The organism is Pauljensenia sp. 20925_1_27 (genome assembly GCF_041432835.1).
In the GTDB taxonomy this organism is placed as follows: domain Bacteria; phylum Actinomycetota; class Actinomycetes; order Actinomycetales; family Actinomycetaceae; genus Pauljensenia.
The window spans coordinates 210,002-230,773 of record NZ_JAPWAH010000003.1; the positions used below are offsets into that span (position 1 = coordinate 210,002).

A 20,772-nucleotide genomic window follows, 5' to 3' on the forward strand; every position below is an offset into this window, starting at 1 on the left:
GCGTTAAGGTCCACAACGCCTCGTTAACTCTTCGATAGCTGCTTTCGTCTGGCTCATCGCCTCGGCGAGAGGAATTCGTAACCGTAGACGCTCGCGCTGCGTGGTTCCGCGTGCCTTCCACTGCGCACGCAGCTGATCTTGCCTGCTCTGACGCTCAAGCAAGCACTCGATCAACGCCACCACATCCGGGCTACGGCACAGCTCCGGATCAGGATAGAAGCCAACGAGATGAGCGACGCGAGCCAAGCGAATTCTCGCCATCATGTCCGCGGTGAGATGAGCCAGCGTGCGCTGATCAAGGGTAGAGAAAGCCAACGAGGACAAGAACGCCTTCCCCTGCTCAGTGCGTCGCCACAAACCGACACTGGTGTCCACCTCCATGGCATCGACACTCAACCCTGCTGCACGCTTCCTGCGCGACGTGAGTGCAGCAGAAACACAGACGTCTCCGCGGGTGTTCTCCTGTATCAGGACTGAGGGATGCGGGAAACATCCGTGCACAATGGTGGCAGTCGATTCGAGCGCTCGCGTGTTACCGAGGGACGCCCACAAGAACAACACCGCATCGATACGGCGGCCCATCGCCGTTGCCGCGGGAATGCCAGTCGTACCCTCCTGTACGACACCCAGGAGAGTCAGCCCCGTCATTTTGCCCAGGCCGTCGCACTGCGTGCGCGTCAGTTCGGCCTCGCGCTCCAGCGCATGCGTGGGAATCGTACGCTCGAAACGGCGGACGCCGGGCGGCATGGCCAGCGTCGAAGCCCAGTCGATGGAGTTCATAGGAGCACCACAAAGCTCACCAGAGAAAAGTCTGCTTCTGACGCGGCTCCGCGGGAGATCACTCCCGGTGTAAACAGCGATTCGAGGGTCGTTGCTTCTCCCTGCGTGATCGCCGTTGCGACAGCCTGCGCCAGCAGAGCCGAGTACACACTCATGTCCTCACCATCACGTGTATCTCGATTGAATTGTGCACACAGGGCGTCCAGGGGCTCATGACGTCCCTCGCACAGCTGCCTGAGCAGGTCCAGGGAGTACGTTGGGTGGGACAACACCCGTGCGCCCGTTGCATCCCTTGGCACGTAAATCAAAGAGAGCGGCGCGGTTACACCACTGCTATCACCGGTGTCTCCACGCTGTTCGAGACAGAACACCACTCCTGGACTCACCTGAGCGCGCAGGCTATCCGGAATGTCGACGACCGCGTGCAAGCCTGTCGGTGCGCCTTGCAGAATGCCCGGATGAGCGTTCATGTAGCGCTCCAGCTCGATTCGGAAATCATCCAACGCAAAATCCGTAATCGACATTCCTCGCCGCATGTCTTCGAGATCGAGGGTTTCGCTACGCAAGGTGCGCAACTGATCCGAGCGATACTCCAAGTCGTTCATGTCCTCTGATGGGGTAAGAAGATTCTCCTCACCGGAGGCACTCGCATCGCCCAGAGCCATGCGCGCCTTGACGCGCGACTCAAGCTTGATGTAGGACTCCAGATCGACGTCTGGCCAAAAGGTCACCATCTGAATGTACTTGTTCGGTGAACCCAGGCGGTCGACCCGGCCGAAGCGTTGCACGATGCGAACCGGGTTCCAGTGCACGTCGTAATTGACGACGCAATCGCAATCCTGTAAGTTCTGGCCCTCCGAGATGCAATCCGTTGCGAAAATAATATCGATCTGCCCTTCACGTTCCGCGAAAGCGATGCATTCCTTCGAATGGGGCGAGAAACGACCGAGGATATCCTCGAAGCTACCGCGCACGTATCGCTTCCCAGTGATGCGATTGCGAGTGCCCGTCACCTGCGCGCACGTCAGACCATGGCTGCGCTGTAGATCAGCTGCCAACTGGTCATACAGGTAGGTAACGGTGTCAGCGAAGGCACTGAAGACGAGCACTTTCCTGTTACCCGAATTGATCTGACCGGCGCCGGTCTTCTCGATGATTAGTGTCCTCAACGCGCCGAGCTTGGCATCTCGATCCGGTGTCACTGCGGAGGAATAATCGATCAGTTCGTCGAGAATTTCGACGTCGTGCGTCAGGTCCGTGGACAGAGCCTCGCGGTCCACATCGCGCAAGTCGACGCGAATCTGCGCCCCGACTTCGAACATCTCAGTCTCCCGATCATCGAGGCCGTCCTCAAGACCCTCAATTCCGTATCCGACCTCGATGGAACTGAGAGCATCGTCGATGCTTCGTGCTTCAAGCGCTGCAAGCCGTTCCAGGATATCGGCGCAGGAACTGCGCACGCGCCTCAGAGTCGTACGGAAGGCGCTCACGGAGGACTCCATGCGCTTGAGGAGGTTGACCCGCATCAGCACGGCGACAGCGTTCGTACGATGTAGTTCACTGCCGAAGTCATTGCCGAACCCCTCACGGTAATCGACCTCATAGCCAGGGCGAGCATCCTCACGCACGTAGGAAAGAAGCTGATACTGGGCGAACGTCAGGTCGCTGATCATTGCGTAGAGTTCGCTGATAGGAGGCAGCTCGCCTCGCGAATCAATGGGCACCTGGACATTGCGCGGGGCGAGGCGGCTGGGGAATGTACCCGCCTCGGTGCCGTAGTATTTCGTCACGTGCTTGCGGCTACGCGCAATGGTCAGGGCATCAAGAAGCTTGAAATAGTCGGCGTTGACGTACTCGGCAAAGCTCTGCGTCGTGTGACGTCCATGTGCCTGCGAACTCCACAGGTTGAAGCGCTTTTGTGCCAACCTCATCACTGCATCGATGGAACCGATGCCGTCAGTCTTCTCGAGATAGTCATCGCGTCCCTCCGTGATGAGTTCAATCTGGTTGCGCAGGTCGGTGAGACGATTATTGATCGGGGTCGCCGATAGCATGAGCACCTTCGTGCGTCCGTTGGATCGTATGACCTCATTCATCAGGCGCGTGTAACGGTTCGAATTTGTTGCGGTCGAGGCCTTATTGCGAAAGTTATGACTCTCATCGATGACCAGCAAATCGAATGTGCCCCACTGTAGGTGTTCTAGGTCAGTATCCCCGCTCTTGCCGCGCCGACGTGAGAGGTCCGTATGGTTCAACACCTTGTAATTGAAGCGGTCCGCGGCCAAGGGATTACGCTCATCACTCGCCTGCATCCAGAGAGTCCAGTTCTCTCGCAGGCGCTTCGGACACAGCACCAGGACATTCTTGTTGAGCTGCTGGTAGTACTTGATGACGGCGAGTGCCTCAAATGTCTTCCCCAGGCCGACGCTATCAGCAATAATGCAGCCGTTGTACTTTTCCAACTTACGAATCGCCCCGATGACGGCGTCCTTCTGGAAATCGTAGAGCTTGCCCCATATCACCGAATCGAAAAAGCCGGTGTCTTCACGTGGATTGTGGTCCCGGGTCTCCTGAAGGAAACGCCGGAAGATGTGGTACAGGGTCAGGAAATAAATGAACTCAGGGGCGTTGTCTGCGTACATCGCCTCCACCTGCTCGACGACCTGCTCGGTGACGTCACATGTTGCCTCTTCATTCGCCCATACGGACTCAAACTGCGCCATCAGGAACTCAACCTGTGCCTTGGCCTCATCCCCCGAAAAGTGAGTAATCATCGTCAGCGTGTCCGGACGGCGCGCGACTCCCAATCCCTCCAAGGTGAAAGTAGCACCCTGCCCCGCAAACAGGTGAGGACTCACCGCAGCACCTTCGATGACATAACTCGGCGGATACTGGAGCACATGCTCACGCCGCACGGAGCGTAGCGTCACCTTATTCCTCAACCACGATGCGCACGCCCGCGCGAGAGCACGTTGGTTCAGTTTGTTACGAAGTGTGAGCTCCAAGCCGGATTCCGCGAGTGCTTTCTCGCGCTGTCCCTGCGCGCGTTGGGCAATGTCAAACTCGAGAGTGCTCAGTCTCCGTTTCATGTCTCGGATAAAGGTCGGTTCATTGAACAGAACACGCACGGAGTCAAGGCGCTCAAGTTCCTCGCGGAGCTCTCCATAGGCAAAAAGACTGAAGTGCGCGCTAATAATCGACAGCTTCGCGTCATCGTCAAGCGTGGCACGCAGGGAGTCTCCCAAGCGCTTGCCCTGGTTGTTGTCGAGCATCTCCATGGGTGTTGGTCCCTTCCTTCATGCCATGACTCACATTAGGTTACCGGAACAGTGTGAGGAGCGGAACGCACAACACCGAATCTACTGACACTGGTGAACGAGAGACGTCAGCACACCGATTGGGGGCCGTATACCAGTGTTCCCGGAACCACTCGGTTCCGGGAACACTGTGCATCAAGGTGCCTCAGACGTTGAAGCCGATCGCCCGAAGCTGTTCACGCCCGTCCGGCGTGATGCGATCGGGGCCCCACGGCGGCATCCACACCCAGTTGATCTGGACTTCGTCGGTCACAGCCGACAGAATCGTCTGTGCCTGGCGTTCGATGACATCGGTGAGCGGGCAGGCAGCCGAGGTCAGCGTCATGTCGAGGCGGACCTGGTTCTCAGAGCCAATCACGACGCCGTACACCAGGCCGAGATCGACAATGTTGATGCCCAGCTCGGGATCAATGACATCCTTGAGGGCCTCGAGCACGTTTTCGGCTGCGAGCGTGCCTTGCTCGATGACGTCGGTGCCGTCGATCTGGCGGGTGGGCACCTCGGCGCTGGGAGCTTGCGCCTGAGCGGGTGTGCCGAAGCGCTGCTCGACCGGCTCAGACTGAGCCATCGGGTTACTCATTCCTGTTCCTTTACTGATCGGCGGGCTCGCCCGCGGTGGAGATATCGATGCCGGACTTGGCCATTGCGTCGCGCAGCGCATACCACCCCAGGAGGGCACACTTGACGCGATTAGCGAATTGGGAGGTGGATTCCAGAGCGGCTGCGTCACCGAGGTCGTCGAGGATCTCATCGTCGACGCCGAGATTACGCGAATGCATCATAACTTCCATGTCCCGGTAGAGACGGCCGATTTCCTCGGCAGACTTACCCTGCGTCAGATCGGTCATCATGGACAGCGATGCGCGCGAGATCGAGCAGCCATCGCCTTCCCACTGAAGGGAGGCGAGATGATCGCCATCGAGAGAAACGCCCAAGGTGACCTCGTCACCGCAAGTGGGGTTGACCTGATGGGACGATGCGTCCATGCCCGACGGGTCACCAGCACCATGCTTTTCACGAGCGTGATCCAAGATGACCTGCTGATACAACTGTTCAAGACTGCCCATGGCTTCCTTTCATACCCAACCGTCACGTGCAATTCTACTGACCGAAGAAGCTGCGTACCTTCGACAGCCCGTCGATGAGGCGTTCGATCTCGTCAGCGGTAGTCGTCGGGGCAACTGACGCACGTGCGGAGGAACGCACCTGGAAGAAAGTATGCAACGGGATCGCACAGTGGTGACCAACCCGCACTGCTACGTCTACAGAATCCATAAACTGGCCGACGTCGTGGGGGTGCACACCGTCCACGGCGAAGGCAACAACACCGATGCGATCGACATCCGAGTCTGGGCCGAGAACCCTGATGCCATCGATCGACGAGATACCGTCGAGCATCATGGACGTGAGCGCGTGTTCGTGTGCTTCCACGCGATCCATGCCGAGCGCCGACATGTAGCGCAGTGCCAGCGACCAGGCAGCGACCTGAGCGACGGGCTGCGAGCCCGCTTCAAAACGCTCGGGCGGTGCCATGAAGGTAGATTCCTCCATGGTGACCCATTCGATCATGGAGCCGCCGGTGAGGACGGGCGGCATCGCCGCCAGGAGCGACCGGCGCCCCCACAGTGCACCGGCACCCGTGGGGCCGAGCATCTTGTGCGAGGAGAACACCGCGAAGTCGACGTCGAGCTCTGAGAGGTTCAGCGCCATGTGTGCGCTGGACTGGCAGGTATCGAGGAGGACAAGTGCGCCAACGGCGCGGGCCGCAGCGCTCACGGCCGCGACGGGAGAAACGGCACCGGTCACGTTCGAGACGTGGGTGAACACGACGAGACGAGTGTTCGGCGTGATGACCGAGAGCGTCTCCAGGTCAATGCGGCCGTCCGGCGTCAGGTCGAGCCAGGCAAGCTCGGCTCCCGTGCGCGCACACAGCTGCTGCCACGGGACGATGTTCGCGTGGTGCTCGGCGCGCGTGCAGACGATACGATCGCCCGGTCCCACGCGCAGCGACGCAGACTCCGCGCCGCCCATGCCCTGCGAGGCGTGACCAATCGACAAGGCAACCAGGTTGATCGCTTCGGTCGCGTTCTTCGTCCAGACGATTTCGTCTGCCAACACACCGACAAACGAGGCCAGAGCGCCGCGCGCGCTCTCGAATGCGTCGGTCGCTTCGTCGCCCAGCAGGTGCGTGCCCCGGTGGACCGCGCCATTACTGCGGCGATAGAAGTCGGCCTCGGCGTCGATGACGCACGCGGGCTTCTGGGATGTCGCGGAGGCATCCAGGTACGCAATGGGCGCGCCGCCGCGCCCGACGCGACTCAGAATCGGAAAATCGATGCGAATCGCGTCGAGCTCGGCGGCGGTAAAGTCTCGCGACACGGCGATCAGAGACCCAGGTACTTGTCGTAGCCGTTCTCTTCGAGCTCGTCAGCCAGCTCGGGACCACCCTGAGCCGCGACGTGGCCGTCGACGAAAACGTGAACGTGGCTGGGCTTGATGTAGCGCAGGATGCGGGTGTAGTGCGTGATGAGCATGACGCCGCAGCCCGTCTCGCCGTGGACGCGGTTGACGCCCTCGGACACGATGCGCAGCGCGTCGACGTCAAGGCCGGAGTCGGTCTCGTCAAGGACAGCGAAGGAGGGCTTGAGGAGCTCCATCTGGAGGATCTCGAGGCGCTTCTTCTCGCCGCCGGAGAAGCCGACGTTGACATCGCGCTCGGCGAAGTCGGGGTCCATGCGCAGGTTCTCCATGGAGGTCTTCATTTCCTTAACCCACGAGCGCAGGGCGGGTGCCTGGCCGTCGATCGCGGTCTTCGCGGTGCGCAGGAAGTTCGAGACGGACACACCAGCCACCTCGACGGGGTACTGCATAGCGAGGAACAGGCCCGCCTTGGCGCGCTCATCGACGCTCATCTCGGTGATGAGCTGATCGTCGAGCCAGGCCTCACCCGAGGTGATCTCATAGTCGGGGTGACCGGCCAGGGCATAGGCCATGGTGGATTTACCGGAGCCGTTGGGGCCCATGATGGCGTGGATTTCACCGGAGTTGATCGTCAGGTTGACGCCCTTGAGGATCTCCTTGGGGCCTTCGGCAGTCTCGACGGAGACGTGCAGATCCTTAATACGCAGAGTCGACATATGTATTCCTTACAGCTCAGTTGTTACGGGACTTGGCCAGCTCGGCCTCGACGGTTGCCATGAGGTGGTCGACCACCTCGGGAACGCCGATCTGGTTGATCAGTTCGGCGAAGAAGCCGCGCACGACCAGGCGGCGTGCCTCGTGCTCAGGAACACCACGGCTCATCAGGTAGAACAGCTGCTCGTCGTCAAAACGACCGGTCGCAGACGCGTGTCCGGCACCTTCGATCTCGCCGTTTTCGATTTCGAGGTTGGGCACCGAATCGGCCTTGGCCCCCTCGGTGAGCACCAGGTTGCGGTTCAACTCGTACGTGTCCGTACCATCGGCTGCCTCGCGGATCAGGCAGTCACCGATCCACACCGAGTGCGCGTCCTTCCCCTGCAGGGCACCCTTGTAGGTAACGCGCGAGAAGCACTTCGGCTGAGAGTGATCCACGAAGACGCGGTGCTCGAGGTGCTGGCCGCCGTCCACGAAGTAGATGCCCAGCATGGTGAGCTCGGCGCCCGGACCGCGGAAGTCGGTGTCCGCGCACAGGCGCACGAGGTCGCCGCCGAAGGTGACGACGATGTGGGTCAGCTTGGAGTCGCGTCCCAGTGCCAGGCGCTGGTTCGAGGCGTGCAGGACGGTGTCGTCCCATTCCTGCAGCGACACGACGGTCAGGTTCGCGCTGTCGCCCGTTTCAACCTCGACGGTCTGGTTGAGCGCAGCCTGCGCGGAACCGCTGTGCGAGAGGATCACCGTCGCCTTGGAGAAAGCGCCTGCGCGAATCACGAGGTGCTGCGCACGGGTGCCGTCGACGTCTGCGACGTTGATGCGCACGGGTGCGTCGAGCTCGGCCTCGGCCGGGATCTCAACGACAGTCGCCCGCTCAAAACCGTTCCACGCCACGACCGCGGTACGGTCGCCGGGTGCGAGCACAGTTCCGAGGCGCAAGTCATCGCGCGACACCGACTCGACGAGAACGGAATCAGGAGCGTCAACCGCAACGGGCGCATCGCCTGCGTCGTAGTTCGCCGGTTCAAAGAGGCGCTCGATGCGGCGCATCGGGGTGAAACGCCAGTCTTCTTCGCGTCCGTGAGGGGCGGGAATGGCGTTCAGGTTGAACGAGGTGGGACGATCCGCGCGCGACGGGTGTGCCCTCTCGGCGTCAGCCCCGTGCGAGTGGGCCTTGTTCATGGTCTCGACAATAGTGTTGGGGGTCGTCATCAGCCGACGGATCCTTCCATCTGCAGTTCAATGAGGCGGTTGAGCTCGAGGGCATACTCCATCGGCAGCTCCTTAGCGATCGGCTCAACGAAGCCACGCACGATCGTCGCCATGGCCTCGTTCTCGTCGAGGCCTCGGCTCATCAGGTAGAACAGCTGATCGGCGCTCACCTTGGTCACGGTCGCCTCGTGTCCCATCTCGACATCGTCCGTACGCACGTCCACGTAGGGGTACGTGTCGGTACGCGAGATCTTGTCCACGAGCAGGGCATCGCACAGGACGTTCGACTTGGAGTGGCGTGCACGTGCGTTGACCTGGACGAGGCCACGGTAGGACGTGCGGCCACCGCCACGCGAGACCGACTTCGAGACAATCGATGACGAGGTGTGGGGTGCCATGTGCACCATCTTCGCGCCGGTGTCCTGCTGCTGGCCGGGGCCGGCAAAGCCGATGGACAGCGTTTCGCCGCGAGCGTGTTCGCCCATCAGGAAGCAGGCGGGGTACTTCATGGTGATTGCGGCACCCATGTTGCCGTCGACCCATTCCATGGTTCCGCCTTCTTCGACGATGGCACGCTGAGTCACCAGGTTGAGAACGTTCGTCGACCAGTTCTGAATGGTCGTGTAACGCACGCGTGCATCCTTCTTCACGAAGATTTCGATGACGCCGGAATGCAGCGAATTCTGATCGTAAATCGGGGCGGTGCAGCCCTCCACGTAGTGCACGTAGGAGCCCTCGTCGGCAATGATGAGCGTGCGCTCGAACTGCCCCATCGCCGAGGTATTAATGCGGAAGTACGCCTGCAACGGAATGGTCACGTGCACGCCCTTGGGAACGTACACGAACGAGCCACCGGACCAGGCGGCCGTGTTCAGCGCGGAGAACTTATTGTCGCCCGCGGGCACACACTTGCCGAAGTACTCCTCAAAGATCTCGGGGTATTCGCGCAGGCCCGTGTCCGTGTCGGTAAAGATGACGCCCTGGCGCTCCAGGTCCTCCTGGATCTGCTGGTAGACGACCTCGGACTCGTACTGCGCGGCAACGCCCGACACCAGACGCGACTTCTCAGCCTCGGGAATGCCGAGGCGGTCGTAGGTGTCACGGATTTCGTCGGGGAGGTCTTCCCAGTCGTTGACCTGGCGATCGGTGGGGCGTACATAGTACTTGAACGCATCAAAATCCACATGGGACAGATCCGGTCCCCACGCGGGCATCGGCTTGCGTTCAAAGAGCTCAAGCGCCTTCAGTCGACGTTCACGCATCCACTGCGGCTCGTCCTTCACGTCCGAGATAAAGCGGACGATTTCTTCGTTAATGCCGGTAGGGACGTCCTTGGAGTAGTCGTCGGAGTCGTGCCAACCGTACTCATAACCGCCGATCGACTCGATGATCTCATCATCGGTCATACGACGGTCCTCAGCGCCCGAGGCGGGTGCCTGCGTCATTGTTGTATCAACCTCTCGTTCTTAACTGCGTGCTACTTGCGTCGCACGTTCCGCGCCCCGGGGCGAATCACGGGCATCCCCACGGGAATGTGAGTCGTACACACGTGTCCGCCACCGGCGAGCGTGGAAAGTCTTTGCACGTGGACATCGAGGAGCTTGCCAAAAGCGATTGTCTCGGCGTCACACAACTGCGGGAAGTCGCCCGCAACGTTTTGGATCGGGCAGTGGCCCTGGCAGAGCTGGACAGCGAGCGTGCCACCGCCAATGTCGCGCACGGTCGCGGCATAGCCGTCTTGAGTGAGGGCATCAGCAAGGGCTTGCGCACGAACACGAGGATCCGTTCCGGCATCGCGCACGATCGGGGCGTATCGCCGTTCGATCTCGCGAGAACGTGCCGCCGCGAAAGATTCGACGGCTTCCTCTCCCCCGAGCTGCCCAAGGTATCCCAGCGCCTTGGAAGCAAGGTCTGAGTATCCATCGGCCAGGTGAACGTGCGCGCGCTCCGTCGCGACGTAATGCCTCGCGGGGCGTCCCCGCCCTCGCTTGGAGGGGGCACCTGGCTCGTGTTCCGCGATCTCTTTGGAATCGAGCAACAACGTAATATGGCGCCGCACGGCAGCTGTTGTCAGCCCAAGGACCTTCGCAATTGACGAGGCCGTGACCGGTCCCTTTTCGACGATGAGATCGAGCACCTGCTGTCGGGTTGTGGCGTCTGATTCTTCTGCCACCTGTCCTCCGCTCCGACGCTTCTCATGTGCGTCTCCGTGTGCTTTTCTCTGGGAACGAGTGTACGCCAATTTAGATAAATAGGCGTTGCGAAAAGCCGATTGGAGTGTCGGACAGCCCACAAGTCGAGGGACTAAGGGCCCAGAGCTGGGTGGCTACCGCATCCACGGAGCGTTGGCGGGCCGCAAACCCTCCCAGTTGCGGCCACGAGCGGCATGCGCCGCGAGGATACCGATGACGGCGGAAGGGCTGTGCAGACGACCCGACAGCACCATGTCCAGAGCCTGGTCGAGTGAGACCCACGCATACTGCATGGTTGCTTCCTCGTCCTCGCGCTCGAAGACCGTTCCGGTCGCCTCGAGGTCTCGAGCGAGGAAAACACGCAGAGGCTCGTTCGTACCACCGGGCGACGTCAGGAAGTCGACGAGCACCTCCCATCGACCAGCCTTCATGTCAGTCTCTTCCGCGAGCTCACGCTCGGCGGCGACGAGCGGATCTTCCCCGGGAATATCGAGGAGGCCAGCGGGGATCTCCCACAGGTTCGCCTGAACCGGATGACGGTATTGGCGTTCCATCAGAATCTCCTCAGCGCCACCATCACCGCGCATCGCCACGACGGCAACTGCACCAGGATGACGGGTGTATTGACGCACCACGGGATCCTGTCCCTTCACGACGACGACATGATCTTCGACCATGTCGACGATGCGGCCGCTCCAGACGACCTCGCTCGCGGCAACCTCGTGAGGACTCGGCTGGTCCGCGATCGTCTGGACCTGGTCGCTCGACAGAAAATGCATGTCGCCTCTCATTCCTTCTCGTCAGAGCGCGAAGAGTAACGTCCCACATGACGCTTCAACGCAGCTTCAATCAGCCCCGCGAACAGCGGGTGCGGGCGCGTCGGGCGGCTCTTGAACTCCGGATGCGCCTGCGTTGCAACATAGTAGGGGTGCACAGCCGAATCAAGCTCGACGAACTCAACGAGGGAGCCGTCCGGCGAGGTTCCAGAAACCTTCAGGCCCGCCGCCTCGAGGCGGTCGCGGTAGGCGTTGTTGACCTCGTAACGGTGACGGTGCCGCTCGCTCACGTCGGTCGTGCCATAGGCAGTCGCAACAATAGAATTCGGCACGAGCTTTGCGGGATACGCACCCAGTCGCATCGTTCCGCCCATATCGCCGCTTCCATCGACGAATTCGTGCTGGTCCGCCATCGTGTGAATAACGGGTTCGGCGGTGTCGGGATCCATTTCGGTCGACGAAGCCCCGGGGATGCCAGCGAGATGGCGGGCTGCCTCAATCACCATGCACTGCAAACCCAGGCACAGACCCAGGGTCGGCACACGATGCTCGCGCGCCCACCTTAGAGCGCCGAGCTTGCCTTCAATGCCTCGAATGCCAAAGCCTCCGGGGACAACGATCGCATCAACACCGGCGAGCTCGCGAGCAGCACCTTCGGGCGTTTCGCAGGTGTCCGACGCAACCCAGCGGATATCAACCCGTGCGTTGTTCGCGAAGCCACCGTGCTTAATCGCCTCTGATACCGATAGATAGGCGTCGTGCAGGTCGATGTACTTGCCAACAAGAGCAACTTCGAGGCGGTGCTTCGGGGAGTGCACGCGCTCCAGAAGTACCTTCCATTCCTTCCAGTCGACGTCCCGGAAGGACAATCCAAGGCGCTGGACGAGGTAGGCATCAAGTCCCTCGCGATGCAGCGTCAGCGGCACGTTGTAGATGGAGGGTACGTCAGCGCACTCGATGACGGCGTCGCGGTCGACGTCGCACATGAGCGCAACCTTCGACTTGATCCCCTCAGGCAGCGGACGATCGGTGCGCAGCACCAGAGCATCCGGCGCGATGCCAATCGAACGTAGTGCACTGACGGAGTGCTGCGTCGGCTTCGTTTTGAGTTCACCGGCAGCAGGCAAGAACGGAATGAGCGACACGTGGACAAAAGCGACGTTCGAGCGTCCGAGGTCGTGGCGCACCTGGCGAGCCGCCTCGAGGAACGGCTGCGATTCGATGTCGCCGACGGTACCACCGATTTCAGTGATGATGACGTCAGGACGATTCCCGTTCTCATCAGGCTGCGCCTGACGACGCATCACATTCTTAATCTCGTCAGTGATGTGCGGAATAACCTGAACGGTATCGCCCAGATACTCACCACGACGTTCCTTGGCGATAACCGTGGAGTACACCTGGCCCGTCGTCGCATTTGCAGCGCCCGACAGGTTCACATCCAGGAAGCGTTCGTAGTGGCCGATATCAAGGTCGGTTTCCGCGCCGTCTTCAGTCACGAAAACTTCGCCGTGCTGAAACGGGTTCATCGTGCCGGGATCGACGTTGATGTAGGGATCGAGCTTCTGCATGACCACATGCAGTCCCCGAGAACGAAGGAGTCTTCCCAAGCTGGAGGCGGTCAGGCCCTTGCCCAACGAGGACACAACGCCACCCGTGACAAAAATATGCTTGGTCATGGAATTTTCCGCACGCACCGTGCGCATTGAAGTACTCACCATGGAACTTCAGCCTAACACTCCTGGCATGAATCGGCCCCCGCGATCTGGGCAGATCAGCGGGGACCGACGAGGAAAATCGCGTATTGACGCGCTTTACTTGTTGCTCGGGATGACAGACTGTGCTCCGTTACCCACGCCGAAGGCGCGGGCACCGGTGGCAGGCGTGGACAGGGCGAGCGCCGTATCAACGGCAGCGAGCGTGGTACCGACCGAGTCAACGGTCGTCACGACGGTGCCGCTGGCGCGCACAGAAGTGATCATCGCGTCGCGTGTCGACGCATCGCCCACGAGCACACCGGACGTCGAGCCCACGGCTTGGGCCAGACCGACCCAGGCATCGGAGCTGGCGGTTACTGCGACGGGGGTCGCGTCGTTCGAGGCAACGGCCTGCGCACGCGGCCCGACGGCGACCATAGTGGTCGCGGTGCCGGCCGGGTCCTCATCAATCGTCATGATCGGGGTGGATTCATCCGTCAGAATCTGACGCAGTAGGTCAGTCTCGGAGCCGGTCGAGGTGAGCACCTGAGCGATCGAGTAACCCACCACACCATCCGCACTAGCCGTCTTCGCCGCGCCGGAGGTCAGATGCGAGGCGAGCGTCGTCGACAGGGTCGTGCGGTACTGGCTCATGGATGTGGACTGCCAGTTGTCGCTCAGCGTCACGCGGCCGACGACGCTCGCTCCGGCGTCGGTGAGCGTCGAACGGAGGGCTGCGACATCATCATCCGACGCACCGGGGAGCACGACGAGCGCAACCTTGGCACCGGTCAGGGAACCCGCGAGGGTCGAGGAAGCGAGGGCTTTCAGGCCCGCTGCCTCGGCTTCCGCCTGTGCGCTCAGCTGGGGATCGGTCACGCTCGAAGTCGACGACGCGTTCACTCCGGCGTGGATACGACTCTGAAGCGGACCGGCACCCAGGACGACTCCGACAGCGAGAGCGATGAAGATCCCGATGATCGAGACAACGTGATAGCGAAAGTTAATCATTGGGTTCCTCCAGCGGAATGCATCAGCGAGACAAAGAAAGAGGTAATCGGGTGCAACAGGTCGTTACCCCACGGGGTCGACCACAGCGCAACGCCCATCAGCCCAAGAGCGACAAGGGCGAGGAGCACGAGGGTCCAGCCGCGCGGACGGGGGCGGAACGTGGCCGCAACCGCCTGCGCGCCAATGAGTCGCGAGCCGACCGCAAGCCGAGAGAAAAACGCAGGGGCGACGAGCGCGCGTCCAGCATCAACAAGCTCAGCCTCCCCGTAGGAAACACCGGCCGTGATCACCGCGGTTGCGCTTGAATGAGCGGCAACGACGAGGGCCGCGTCGAGAGACGTACCGGCCATGGCCACACGCTCGTAGACGATACCCATACGATCGAGTCGCTGGGCACCGGGTGCGAGACCATCACCACCGACCCGCACGATGAAGGCGCGTGCACGACGAATGGCCTTCTCGCTCATCAGGTCTGCATCACCCACGACGAGGTCGAGCGTGAGGTGCGCTTTGAGGGCGACGTCCGCTCCCCCATCGACAGCGATAACGAAAGGAGCAGCCTCGGAACGCCAGCGGGCGAGCGCGCGACAATCGCTCGCTGCCTCGCTCGCGGCGCTTACGAGCAGAATCGGACGCTTGCCAAGGCCATCAATAGAGGGCACTCCCTCACCACGTAGAACGGTTGCACCATCCTTGGCCAGGTAGTCTTCGACAGACCCCTCGAACCCGGCGAACAGCGTGGCCGAGTCAGCGACCTCAACATCCAGGTCCTCGGCTGACACAGTCCTACCGGTTGCAATGACACCGCCATCAACGAGGACCTTGCCGCCCGTGACGGCGACTTCCTGTCCCTCGCGCAGCGACATGATGTCTTGACCGAGGTCGTCAACGAGCGCGATACCGGCGTCGAGAATGAGACGCGGACCGAGAGCCGCGGTGCGTCCCGTCAGCGAGGGCTGGGCGTTGAGGACTGCGATAGGCGCGGCTTCAACCAGCGCAGCAGCACTCTCGCGGTCCAAGTCTGCGACGTTGATAACGGCGATCTCTCCACGCTCGAGGCGCGTTGCCAGGTGCTTGGGGCGGTCATCGACGCGTACGCGCCCCAACTGGCCCTTCGATTCCTTTGAAAGTGTTTCACTCATCCCTGCGATTGTGACACGGCGGAAGCCAAGACTTGCGAAGCGTGGCGGCGCGCCGCAGCCGAGTGCGGATCCCCACCCATCATGCGCGTCAGTTCGGCTTCTCGCGCTTCCCCGCGCACGTCGCGAACCTGCGTCGTCCCGTCGCTTTTCTCGATGACGAGATGCTGGTCCCCAAACGCAGCAACCTGAGCCAAGTGCGTCACGACGATGACCTGGCGCGATGCGGCGAGTCTCTTCAGCCGTGCGCCTACCTCCGTCGCTGTCTGCCCGCCGATGCCAGCATCAATCTCGTCGAAAATAAACGTGGACGAGGCCTCGGTGCGTCCGAGCATCAGCTCGAGGGCGAGCATGACGCGCGAGAGCTCGCCGCCGGAGGCACCCTGTCCGAGGGGACGCGCAGGAGCATGCGGATGCGGCTGCAGGCGGAATACAACGCTCTCACACCCGTGGGACGTCGGCTTCGTTGCCTCGAGGTCAATGTGGAGCGTGGCGTCGGGCATTGACAGAGCATGCAGCTCTTCGTTGACACCGCTGGCAAGTTCCGCGGCGAGCGTGGCGCGTGCGGCCGTCAGACGGGAGCCGCATGCTAGAACGTGTTCCTGCGCGGCACGGAGCTCCTCCTCAACAAGGGCGGGGTCCGAGGCCGGAGCTGACAGCTCGGCGAGCCGAACGCGCGCTTCCTGGACCCACGCGAGCAGGCCCTCGATATCCGCAGCTCTTCCGCGCAACGCATCTTTCAGGGCAGCGCGACGGGCATGAATCTGCGCCAGGCGCTGCGGATCCGCGTCGAGTCGACTCAGATAGGACGACACGTCATCGGCGAGAGCATCCAACTCGAGCGCCTGGTTACGGGCACGGGCGACGAAATCAGCCACGGCCTCGTCGAAGCGCGAGGCCTCGTCTAGCTGCGCGTACGCACTACGTGCGGCCTCCACCGCACCCGCGTAATCCCCGCGATCATCCCCCTTCAGAAAACCAAGGGAGGCACCCATGAGGGCACGAAGATCCTCGACGTTCGTCAGGCGCGCGGCCTCTCGCACCAGGTCTTCTTCTTCACCCGGCTGCGGATCAAGCGCCTCAATCTGATCGATCGCGCCGCGCAGGTCCTCAATTTCCTCGGCACGTTCAGTCGCGTCGCCGCGCAAGGAATCAAGGCGGTGCTTGATATCGACGGCACCGCGAAAAGCTGCGCGATACTTTTCCACCACAGCCGCATGTGCACTACCTCCAAATTGGTCCAGTGCACGTCGTTGAGCGGCCTCCCCCGTCAGCCGAATCTGATCCGACTGACCATGGATCGTCACCATCGAGCCGACGATATCGGCCAATACCGAAGCAGGAACGGGACGGGAACCAAGGTGCGCGCGCGAGCGCCCCGCCGCGCGGACGGACCGGCCAACAATCAGCTCATCGCCTTCAACGAAGCCGCCAGCATCCTCCACACGCGACGCAACATCGGGCGCGATCAAAAAAATACCATCGACCGAAAGACGCTGCGCACCGCTACGCACGAGCGCGGCGTCAGCGCGAGCCCCGAGCAGAAGCTGCAGACTCGACAGAACCATCGTCTTACCGGCACCAGTTTCGCCAGTGACGACGACGAGCCCCGGGCCAAAATCGACATGCGCGTGAGCGATGACACCCAGATTGGAGATATCGAGAGACTCAATCACTGCGCAGCGTCCCTCCATCCACGGACTGGCAAGTTGAACTTACGGACAAGGCGCGCCGAAAATGGCGTATCATCCACACGCACCAGCTGCACGGGAGACGAGCCCACGCGCGCCTGCACCACACCCCCGGCCGGGACAGTCATGCGGCGCAGGCCATCGCACCACATTTCCGGAGCAGTCCACATATCATCGAGGACCACGATCTCCACACACGCCGACGGACCAACGACGAGCGGACGCGTAAACAACCCGTGCGCTGCCAACGGGGCAACAACGATTGCCTCCGTATCCGGCCACACGACCGGTCCACCAGCGGAAAATGAATAGGCGGTTGAGCCGGTCGGCGTCGATAGAATCATCCCGTCCGCGCCGTACGTGGACACTTCTTGGCCATCGACGACGAGGGCAAAATGAACGGGATGTGCGACGTCCGTGTGCATAACGACCGCTTCGTTGAGCGCCCAGTCGTCAGCCTTGGAACCGTCGGGACGCTCCATCGTCACGTCCAGCGTCATGCGACGTTCCACCGAAAAATCTCCATCGGCAATCTTGCGCGCAAGGTCACCGGTGCCCTTATCTCCCAGTTCCGTCAAGAAGCCCATGTGGCCAGCGTTGATACCCAGCAGCGGGACGTCCAAGGCACGCGCACTCGACGCCGCCACCAAAAACGTTCCGTCACCGCCGATCGATAGCACCATGTCGATGCCACCCCCGGAGGCGTCTTCGACAACCTCGATGTCGCGCGCCTTGAGGGCCTCCGCCAAGCTCACAGCACTCGTCACCGCGTTCGGGCGGTGACGATGGCGCACCATCAACACACGGGTCATGAGTGTCCTCCAGCGGGACCGGCAGCGACGGCCGCACGGATGTAATCGGTCAATTGGGAAGGATCGATCGGCTCAGGATAATCTCGTCGCATATGCACGAAATACTCGACGTTACCGCTCGGCCCAGGAAGCGGGGACGCGGCAATAGCGGCGATGTCGAGCCCCAGGTCGATGGCACACCGCGCTACCTTTTCCACCGTCTCAACGTGATGCTCCGGGTTACGCACCACTCCCCCGTGCCCGAGCCGCTCTTTTCCGATCTCAAACTGAGGCTTGACCATCAACAGGAAGTCAGCGTGTGGAGCGGCCGCTGCGACCAGTGCGGGCAGCACGAGGGTCAGCGAAATGAACGACATGTCCCCTACAACGAGTTCGGGGGCTGGTGCGACCGAGGCAGGATCGAGGGTGCGCACGTTCGTACGATCGTGAACCTCGACGCGAGGATCGGACTGAAGCTTCCATGCCAGCTGGCCGTACCCCACGTCGACGGCGACAACCGAAGAGGCACCGCGCCGCAGCAGGACGTCAGTAAACCCACCCGTCGACGCACCCGCATCCAATGCACGACGCCCTTCAATGACCGGTGCTTTCTCACCGAGCGTGTCGAGGGCGCCGGCAAGCTTGTGCGCGCCACGCGAGACGTACTCAGGGTCGTCGGATTCCTCAACAACGATCGCCTGAGCAGGATCCATCTGACGGGCCGGCTTGACGACAACCTGACCGTCGAGCTTGACGCGCCCATCCTCAACCATCTGTGCGGCCGCGGACCGCGATTTCGCGAGCCCACGTCGGACCAGCTCAGAATCAATACGGCGAAGCTTCACCCATCTCTCCGATCCTTATGAGCGACGCGAATATGTTCCGCAGGAACGGCCGCGCCGCCGGGAACGCCGGCAGACAGGGCCCGGCGCAAATCAGACTCAATGGCTTCCAGCGTCGTCATTTGCTCTGACACTGGAAGACCATCGAAACCGATGAGCCGGGCCTCTATCTGCTCGCGTAGGGCCATCAGGCCTCGTCGTCCAAATCGGCCGTGTCCTCAAGGAGGCGCTCAAGCTCCTCTTCCCCGGGCAGGAATGCAGGCGTCTGCGAATCCGGCTCCGGGAGGCTGTCGGCGTTTGCGGCGACGTCGAAGAAATCGTCGTCGTCATCGATAGCTGCGGTCGGCTCCGGGGCAGTGACGATACCAGCCGGATCGTCATTGCTCACAACGGTAATCTCGGGGCACGAAGGGGCGGAACCAGCAGCATCCGCGTATTCCCACGCGGCTGCGGCAAGCGCACGGTAGGAGTCCATCGTGATCGTCACCGGCTCGGTCAGCTCGACATCGTCAAGGGTCAACACACCAGAACGGTGCGCTTTTGCCACCTGGGACAGTCCGCACGTCCACGTCCCGTCACGGTGATGCTTCGGGGCGGGGTGTGCCTCCAGCAGGCCACGCATATCGATCGCGAGGTAGCTCGGGCGCTGGCCGCGGGGCGCACGGATGACATCCCTGGCCATGTGGACACCCGTGAGAACGTGCATCGCGGGAACGCCCGCGGCAACCGCTCCCATGATGTCGGTTTCGAGCCGGTCGCCCACGGCGAGCGGGTTCTGTGCACCCACGAGCTCGCTCGCGCGACGATAGATGCCCGGCTCAGGCTTTCCACCAGCAGTGGGACGCTTGTGGGTCGCGTGCTGGATCGCGCGCACGAGCGAACCGTTGCCAAGCGCCTGCCCACGCTCAACGGGCAGCGTCGCGTCGAGGTTGGACGCGTAGAAGGCAGCGCCCCGCTCGATTGCGAACGCGCCCTCGGACAGAAGCGCCCAATCCACCTGCTTATCGAGGCCCTGCACGACGGCGGCGGGCTCATCGTCAGCACTATCAACGAGAACGAAGCCACGCTCTTCCAGCGCGAGGCGCAGACCCGCACCACCAATCACAAAGACCTTCGAGCCTTCCTCAAGCTCCTCAGCCATGATCGCGGCAATATCCATCGCGGAGGTCATAATCATGTCAGCCGTCGCATCAAAGTCCATGCTGTTGAGCTTCTCGGCCACTTGCGCAGGCGTACGCATTGCGTTGTTCGTGACGAAGGCAGAAGCCATACCAAGCTCACGCGCCTCAACGACGGACGCAGCCGCATGCTCGATGCGCTCGTCGCCCGACCACGCGGTGCCATCAAGGTCAAGGAGAGCACAATCGTAGTCCTCGGCGAGGGCGTTGCCGGTACCACGCAGCGGCGAACGCTTCCCATCGACATCTGAATCCTGGTACAGGGCAACGTCGATGATCTCAGCATCTTCAGCAACGGCAGGCATAGCATCGAGAACCTCGCCAGCTTCGTCGTCGCGACCGAGCTCTGTCAGGCGCTGTGCCTTCACTTCCATCAGGCGACGACGCAGTTCGTCATCGGCAGAGGCAGGCAGTGCAGCGAGAGCATCGTCGACGATCACGAGGCCGACGTCAGCCTGGCCGAGGTCGGCGCGGGCACCGGAGGAGACGAGGACAAGCTCGACCTGCTCAGCGAGATCAAGGGACGAGGCATCGGTTGCGTCGATGATTTCGACGGCCTTCTCCGGATGGCCAAGACCGCGTTCGGCATCTGCCTCGACTGCACGCAGCGATGAATCGCCGCGCATACGACGGACCGCACGAACCTCGCGCAGAGCTTCCTCGTAGCGGCCGGACGCGTAAGCGGTCAAAGCGGCTGCCTCACGGACAACGTCGACGCGGCCAGCACGGGAAACCGCGGCCTGTGCGTGTTGATAGGCAGCCTCCGGATCGAGATCAATCAGCTGCCCAGCCATCACGAGATGACGCGCAACGATGTCTCGGTTAGGACCGGAAAGGGTGGCAAGGGCACGCAGCGCATCACGGTCAAGCTCATCGGCGCTAACACCGGCCGGAATCGTCGGTTCGTTTCCGTTCGGCGAGACGTATTCATCCGTCGACGAATAGTTCTTATACGAAGCATCCTTCCGGCGGTCGTCGCGGAAACCACCCCGGCGATCGTCGCGCTGCTGGTAG

17 protein-coding genes are annotated in these 20,772 nt (G+C 61.9%); all 17 read right to left on the reverse strand.

The annotated features are described in order from the left end of the window. Positions 1-3: 3 nt before the first annotated feature. Complete coding sequence (locus O3684_RS03700; RefSeq protein ID WP_500065146.1) at positions 4-780, reverse strand: DUF4391 domain-containing protein; 777 nt, start codon at positions 778-780, stop codon at positions 4-6. Continuing rightward, complete coding sequence (locus O3684_RS03705; protein WP_500065147.1) at positions 777-4,058, reverse strand: helicase-related protein; 3,282 nt, start codon at positions 4,056-4,058, stop codon at positions 777-779. The genes O3684_RS03700 and O3684_RS03705 overlap by 4 nt, the downstream gene beginning before the upstream one ends. A 184-nt stretch (positions 4,059-4,242) precedes the next feature. Continuing rightward, positions 4,243-4,677 (reverse strand): metal-sulfur cluster assembly factor, encoded by a 435-nt coding sequence (locus O3684_RS03710; RefSeq protein ID WP_500065148.1) that lies wholly within the window; start codon positions 4,675-4,677, stop codon positions 4,243-4,245. 10 nt (positions 4,678-4,687) lie between these two features. Further along, positions 4,688-5,164, reverse strand: a complete 477-nt coding sequence (gene sufU / locus O3684_RS03715; RefSeq protein WP_048676825.1) for a Fe-S cluster assembly sulfur transfer protein SufU — start codon at positions 5,162-5,164, stop codon at positions 4,688-4,690. Positions 5,165-5,198: 34 nt separating this feature from the next. Further along, complete coding sequence (locus O3684_RS03720) at positions 5,199-6,476, reverse strand: SufS family cysteine desulfurase (RefSeq protein WP_500065149.1); 1,278 nt, start codon at positions 6,474-6,476, stop codon at positions 5,199-5,201. Between the two features lie 5 nt (positions 6,477-6,481). Continuing rightward, positions 6,482-7,234, reverse strand: a complete 753-nt coding sequence (gene sufC / locus O3684_RS03725) for a Fe-S cluster assembly ATPase SufC (protein WP_016461603.1) — start codon at positions 7,232-7,234, stop codon at positions 6,482-6,484. Between the two features lie 16 nt (positions 7,235-7,250). Next, positions 7,251-8,441 (reverse strand): Fe-S cluster assembly protein SufD, encoded by a 1,191-nt coding sequence (gene sufD, locus O3684_RS03730; RefSeq protein WP_500065150.1) that lies wholly within the window; start codon positions 8,439-8,441, stop codon positions 7,251-7,253. Beyond that, the gene (gene sufB / locus O3684_RS03735; RefSeq protein ID WP_500065151.1) at positions 8,441-9,886 is read right to left on the reverse strand and encodes a Fe-S cluster assembly protein SufB; all 1,446 of its coding nucleotides are present in this window, start codon (positions 9,884-9,886) and stop codon (positions 8,441-8,443) included. The genes sufD and sufB overlap by 1 nt, the downstream gene beginning before the upstream one ends. 32 nt (positions 9,887-9,918) lie before the next feature. Beyond that, the gene (locus tag O3684_RS03740; RefSeq protein ID WP_500065152.1) at positions 9,919-10,614 is read right to left on the reverse strand and encodes a helix-turn-helix transcriptional regulator; all 696 of its coding nucleotides are present in this window, start codon (positions 10,612-10,614) and stop codon (positions 9,919-9,921) included. 153 nt (positions 10,615-10,767) lie between these two features. Next, a complete protein-coding gene (locus O3684_RS03745; RefSeq protein ID WP_500065154.1) occupies positions 10,768-11,412 on the reverse strand; it encodes an NUDIX domain-containing protein in 645 nt (214 codons plus the stop codon). A gap of 8 nt (positions 11,413-11,420) precedes the next feature. Next, positions 11,421-13,088 (reverse strand): CTP synthase, encoded by a 1,668-nt coding sequence (gene pyrG / locus O3684_RS03750; RefSeq protein WP_500062226.1) that lies wholly within the window; start codon positions 13,086-13,088, stop codon positions 11,421-11,423. 135 nt (positions 13,089-13,223) lie between these two features. Further along, positions 13,224-14,117 (reverse strand): copper transporter, encoded by an 894-nt coding sequence (locus O3684_RS03755; protein ID WP_500065155.1) that lies wholly within the window; start codon positions 14,115-14,117, stop codon positions 13,224-13,226. Continuing rightward, positions 14,114-15,259 carry a putative cytokinetic ring protein SteA gene (steA, locus tag O3684_RS03760; RefSeq protein ID WP_500065157.1) on the reverse strand — a complete coding sequence of 382 codons (1,146 nt, stop codon included), beginning with the start codon at positions 15,257-15,259 and terminating at the stop codon, positions 14,114-14,116. The genes O3684_RS03755 and steA overlap by 4 nt, the downstream gene beginning before the upstream one ends. Then, positions 15,256-16,932 (reverse strand): DNA repair protein RecN, encoded by a 1,677-nt coding sequence (gene recN, locus O3684_RS03765; protein ID WP_500065158.1) that lies wholly within the window; start codon positions 16,930-16,932, stop codon positions 15,256-15,258. Before recN ends, steA begins: the two co-directional genes overlap by 4 nt. Beyond that, on the reverse strand, positions 16,929-17,759 hold the full coding sequence (locus tag O3684_RS03770; RefSeq protein ID WP_500065159.1) for an NAD(+)/NADH kinase: 831 nt from the start codon (positions 17,757-17,759) through the stop codon (positions 16,929-16,931). Before O3684_RS03770 ends, recN begins: the two co-directional genes overlap by 4 nt. After that, positions 17,756-18,583, reverse strand: coding sequence for a TlyA family RNA methyltransferase (locus tag O3684_RS03775; protein ID WP_500065160.1), 828 nt, complete (start codon positions 18,581-18,583; stop codon positions 17,756-17,758). The genes O3684_RS03770 and O3684_RS03775 overlap by 4 nt, the downstream gene beginning before the upstream one ends. 184 nt (positions 18,584-18,767) lie before the next feature. After that, a partial coding sequence (locus tag O3684_RS03780) for an HAD-IIA family hydrolase (RefSeq protein ID WP_500065161.1) occupies positions 18,768-20,772 on the reverse strand: 2,005 nt, incomplete at its 5' end.

What these genes read in the sequence shown, in the direction of transcription:
- O3684_RS03700 (WP_500065146.1), bottom strand. Translation starts at nt 780, where the DNA reads ATGAACTCCATCGACTGGGCTTCGACGCTGGCCATGCCGCCCGGCGTC.
- O3684_RS03705 (WP_500065147.1), bottom strand. Translation starts at nt 4,058, where the DNA reads ATGGAGATGCTCGACAACAACCAGGGCAAGCGCTTGGGAGACTCCCTG.
- O3684_RS03710 (WP_500065148.1), bottom strand. Translation starts at nt 4,677, where the DNA reads ATGAGTAACCCGATGGCTCAGTCTGAGCCGGTCGAGCAGCGCTTCGGC.
- sufU (WP_048676825.1), bottom strand. Translation starts at nt 5,164, where the DNA reads ATGGGCAGTCTTGAACAGTTGTATCAGCAGGTCATCTTGGATCACGCT.
- sufC (WP_016461603.1), bottom strand. Translation starts at nt 7,234, where the DNA reads ATGTCGACTCTGCGTATTAAGGATCTGCACGTCTCCGTCGAGACTGCC.
- sufD (WP_500065150.1), bottom strand. Translation starts at nt 8,441, where the DNA reads ATGACGACCCCCAACACTATTGTCGAGACCATGAACAAGGCCCACTCG.
- sufB (WP_500065151.1), bottom strand. Translation starts at nt 9,886, where the DNA reads ATGACGCAGGCACCCGCCTCGGGCGCTGAGGACCGTCGTATGACCGAT.
- O3684_RS03745 (WP_500065154.1), bottom strand. Translation starts at nt 11,412, where the DNA reads ATGCATTTTCTGTCGAGCGACCAGGTCCAGACGATCGCGGACCAGCCG.
- pyrG (WP_500062226.1), bottom strand. Translation starts at nt 13,088, where the DNA reads ATGACCAAGCATATTTTTGTCACGGGTGGCGTTGTGTCCTCGTTGGGC.
- O3684_RS03755 (WP_500065155.1), bottom strand. Translation starts at nt 14,117, where the DNA reads ATGATTAACTTTCGCTATCACGTTGTCTCGATCATCGGGATCTTCATC.
- steA (WP_500065157.1), bottom strand. Translation starts at nt 15,259, where the DNA reads ATGAGTGAAACACTTTCAAAGGAATCGAAGGGCCAGTTGGGGCGCGTA.
- O3684_RS03770 (WP_500065159.1), bottom strand. Translation starts at nt 17,759, where the DNA reads ATGACCCGTGTGTTGATGGTGCGCCATCGTCACCGCCCGAACGCGGTG.